This window comes from Streptomyces sp. (genome assembly GCF_031181555.1).
GTDB lineage: Bacteria > Actinomycetota > Actinomycetes > Streptomycetales > Streptomycetaceae > Streptomyces > Streptomyces fimbriatus.
Genome location: NZ_JAPSKQ010000167.1, coordinates 9,984 through 13,788 on the forward strand (window position 1 = coordinate 9,984; position 3,805 = coordinate 13,788).

General features: G+C 71.8%; 5 protein-coding genes. 4 read left to right on the plus strand and 1 reads right to left on the minus strand.

From position 1 onward, the window contains the following. Positions 1 to 50 precede the first annotated feature (50 nt). Positions 51 to 1,667 carry a glycoside hydrolase family 20 protein gene (locus RIM90_RS26025; RefSeq protein WP_309063186.1) on the minus strand — a complete coding sequence of 539 codons (1,617 nt, stop codon included), beginning with the start codon at positions 1,665 to 1,667 and terminating at the stop codon, positions 51 to 53. Positions 1,668 to 1,828: 161 nt separating this feature from the next. Between RIM90_RS26025 and RIM90_RS26030 the strand changes: the two genes are divergently transcribed. From RIM90_RS26030 to RIM90_RS26045, 4 genes are all read left to right on the plus strand, one after another. Then, positions 1,829 to 2,497, plus strand: coding sequence for a 2-oxo-4-hydroxy-4-carboxy-5-ureidoimidazoline decarboxylase (locus tag RIM90_RS26030; RefSeq protein ID WP_309063187.1), 669 nt, complete (start codon positions 1,829 to 1,831; stop codon positions 2,495 to 2,497). Positions 2,498 to 2,700: 203 nt separating this feature from the next. Further along, a complete protein-coding gene (gene sdhC / locus RIM90_RS26035; protein WP_164332902.1) occupies positions 2,701 to 3,081 on the plus strand; it encodes a succinate dehydrogenase, cytochrome b556 subunit in 381 nt (126 codons plus the stop codon). A 5-nt stretch (positions 3,082 to 3,086) separates the two neighbouring features. Next, positions 3,087 to 3,569: a succinate dehydrogenase hydrophobic membrane anchor subunit gene (locus RIM90_RS26040; protein WP_309063188.1), complete on the plus strand. Its 483-nt coding sequence runs from the start codon at positions 3,087 to 3,089 to the stop codon at positions 3,567 to 3,569. A gap of 19 nt (positions 3,570 to 3,588) precedes the next feature. Beyond that, positions 3,589 to 3,805: FAD-binding protein (locus RIM90_RS26045; RefSeq protein WP_309063189.1), on the plus strand; the 217-nt coding region annotated here is incomplete at its 3' end.

Genomic DNA, 3,805 nt, shown 5'->3' on the forward strand with positions numbered 1-3,805 from the left:
CCGGACGGCGGTCCGTTCGACCTCCGTCACAACCGGGCGACCGGTCGGTTTCAGTCCAGCCGGTCCGCCAGGGCCCGGAACTCCGCCCAGGACAGCTCGGGCCGCTCCGGGTCCCACAGCTTCTGGACGGTCGCCCGCAGCGGCAGCCGGATCCCGGCCGCGACCTGGTCCTCGGTCTGGGAGCCGGCCAGATCGCACCAGACGGCGAAGGAGCCGCCGAGGATCCGGTCGTCGTACCGGGACGGGACGGCGGTGGTGCCGCGCAGCACCCGCGGCGTCCACTGCTCGTAGATCCGCCGGCCCGTCGGATAGACGAAGGTCAGCGGCTCCCCGAGCACGTAGTAGAGGAACTCGTCGTTGTAGTTGACGACCCGGCGGCCCTCGTCCAGGTACTCGGCGGGCTGCCGGGCGCCGATCTCCTTGCCGGTCCAGTAGGCGACCTCGATGTCCTTCGCGCCCCGCACCGACGTGCCCCGGAAGAAGCCGTCGTTCCAGGCGCGGGGCGTGCGGCCGTGGGCGCGGACGGTCGCGGCCCGGTCGTTGAGCCAGCCGGTGGCCAGGTCCTCCACGGTCGCGCCGGGGCCGTACCTCTCCCGCGCGGCGGCGGCGAGGCCCGGGAACGACGCCTCGGGGTCGGACACCACCAGCGCCTGGTACTCGTCGCCGCCGAGGTGCCACCGCCCGCCGGGGAAGAGGCCGGCGTACTCGTCCAGCAGGTCGTCGACGATCTCGGCGGCCCCGGCCTCGGAGATGTCGACGGCGCCGCGCACGGCGCGACCGTTCGCGTCGCGCAGCTGGAGGTCCGGATGGGCGGCGATGACCGCGCCGAGGTGACCGGGCGAGTCGATCTCGGGGACGACGGTGATGTGCCGGCTCGCCGCGAGGTCGACGATCTTCTTGACCTGCGCCTTGGTCAGACGGTCCTCGGACACGATCTCCGGGTGCGTGTCGGACTCGATGCGGAAGCCCTGGTCGTCGGAGAAGTGCAGGCCGAGTTCGTTGAACTTCAGGTCGCCGAGTTCGCGGATCCGGTCCTCGATCCAGCCGGCGGTGAAGTGCTTGCGCGCGATGTCCAGCATCAGCCCGCGCCGCTGCTTGGCGGGCTCGTCGCGCACGACGCCCTCGGGGGCGGCTCCGGCGCCGCGTATCTCCTGCTTGAGCGTGCGGGTGCCGTAGAACACGCCCGCCTCGCCGGGGCCGCTGACGGTCACCCGCCCGCCCCGCACGGTCATCGTGTACGACTCGGGGTTCGCGCCCGCGTCGCGGTTCAGCACCAGCCGCAGGTCCCCGTGGCGCTCGTCGTCCCTCTCACCGGCGTACGTCAGTCCCAGCTCGCCGGCTATCAGGCGCCCCTCGTCGGCCAGCGCGCCGTCGCTGACGACCACCCGGTGGGTCCGCGCGGGGCGCCAGCCGGGGCCGCGCTCGGCGGTGTGCTCGCGGACGGCGGGAATGGTGCGCGGCATCCGGGACAGGGGGTAGGACCGGCTGGGGCTCGGACTCGCCTCCGGCGCCGTCCCGGCGGCCTCGTCCGGACCGCCGGGGCTCTCCCCGGCGGTGGCCGTCGTCGGGCCCGCCGCCGTGCCGTCGCCGTCCGAGGACGCCCAGAGCCCGAGGCCCACCCCGGAGGCGGCCACCAGCGCGCCCGCGGCGACGGCCACGACCGGCACCCTCCGCCTCACCGTCCGCGCCGCCGCCCGGCGCCCGTGCTGCCTGTGCTGCCTGTGCCGACTCACTCCGCCAACCTACGACTCGTACGGGTGAGCGGCGTCGACGAGCCGTTCCGAAACCCTGCCGTCCGGGTGAATCCGGGGCATCGATCGGACACGTCATGGACTCACTCGATAACGTGTCGCCACAACTCTCACACCATCCGCCACCGACACACACGCGACGCCCACGAGGACCCACGCTGCCTGCGCACCGTCTCCCAGACCTCCCCGGCCGAGTCGCCATACCCGGGCAATCCCGCGGCAGGCCCGGCACCCCGTCCCCGCTGGAGCGCTTCAACGCCGCCTCCGCCGAGGACGCCGAGCGCACCCTGCTGGCCTGCCTGAACAGCGTCCGCTGGGCCCTGCGCATGGCCGGCCACCGTCCCTACCCCGACCTGGCGTCCCTGCTCGCCGCCTCCGACGAGGCGGCGTACGACCTGACCGCGGCGGAACTCGCCCAGGCCCTGGCGGCGGAGTCCCTGCCCGCCCTGCCCGAGGACACGTACGCGGCCGCCCACACGGCGCTGAACGCGGCGTACGCCGCCTACGAGGCCAAGTTCGGACACGCGTTCGTCATCTGCCTCGACGGCCTGAAGCCGGACGCCGTCCTGGACCACGTACTCGAAGGCATCCGGTCACGATTGGCCAACGATCCGGAGGAAGAGCGCTCCGTGGCGGCGGAGGAACTCCGGCGCCTGACGAGGGGCCGGCTGACCGGCCTCCTGACGGCCACGGCGGCCGGTCACCAGCCCTTCCCGCCCGACAGACCCGGCGAACAGGGCCAATAGTCCCCTCCTCCGGCTGCGGCAGCCGCGTCCACACCCCTTTGAGTGCAAGTTGCGTGCAAGTTTGATCACACCGGCAGGCCCGCTGTAAGCACCACCGGAACACGTGGCTACGATGCTGGGGGCCGGTGGACCGTACCCGGCCGGGCCCGACCGACACGACAAAGCCGGCGCGGCCCCAATCCCCGCTCCCGGAGGAAACTTCCGTGCCGGCTGGAACGCTGTACCGCGGCCGGGAAGGAATGTGGTCCTGGGTGGCTCACCGAGTCACCGGCGTCCTCATTTTCTTCTTCCTGTTCGTTCACGTGCTGGACACCGCCCTCGTGCGCGTGTCCCCGGAGGCCTACGACACCGTCGTGGCCACGTACAAGACGCCGATCGTCGCGCTGCTGGAGTACGGCCTCGTCGCCGCCATCCTCTTCCACGCGCTCAACGGCCTGCGTGTCATCGCCGTCGACTTCTGGATCAAGGGCGCCCGCTACCAGAAGCAGATGCTCTGGACCGTCGTCGCCGTGTGGGTCGTGCTGATGCTCGGGGCGATCTACCCCGTCCTCGGCCACGCCGCTCGTGAACTGTTCGGGAGCTGACGCCCATGTCCACCACTGAAACCCCCGCCTCGGGCGTCGGCCCCGTCGAGGGCGCGCCCCTGTACTCCGTCGACAACCCGGCGCCGGTCATCGAGCCCCCGCGCAAGCGGACCAAGAAGACCCCGAAGACCACCCGGGGCAACTTCGAGCTGGCCGCCTGGCTGTTCATGCGCCTGTCCGGCGTCGTGCTGGTCGTCCTCGTCATCGGCCACCTGCTGATCCAGCTGGTGCTCGACGGCGGCGTCTCCAAGATCGGCTTCGCCTTCGTGGCCGGCCGCTGGGCCTCGCCGTTCTGGCAGGTCTGGGACCTGCTGATGCTGTGGCTGGCGATGCTGCACGGCGCGAACGGCCTGCGCACGGTCATCAACGACTACGCGGAGCGGCCGAACACCCGGCTGTGGCTCAAGGGCCTGCTCTACACCGCCACGGTGTTCACCATCCTGCTGGGCACGCTGGTGATCTTCACCTTCGACCCGAACATCCGCTAGGCACGGGGCTGCGAGAATCATGAAGATCCACAAGTACGACACCGTCATCGTCGGCGCCGGTGGCGCCGGTATGCGGGCCGCCATCGAGGCGACCAAGCGCAGCCGCACCGCCGTCCTGACGAAGCTCTACCCCACCCGCTCCCACACGGGCGCCGCGCAGGGCGGCATGGCCGCCGCGCTGGCCAACGTGGAGGAGGACAACTGGGAGTGGCACACCTTCGACACGGTCAAGGGCG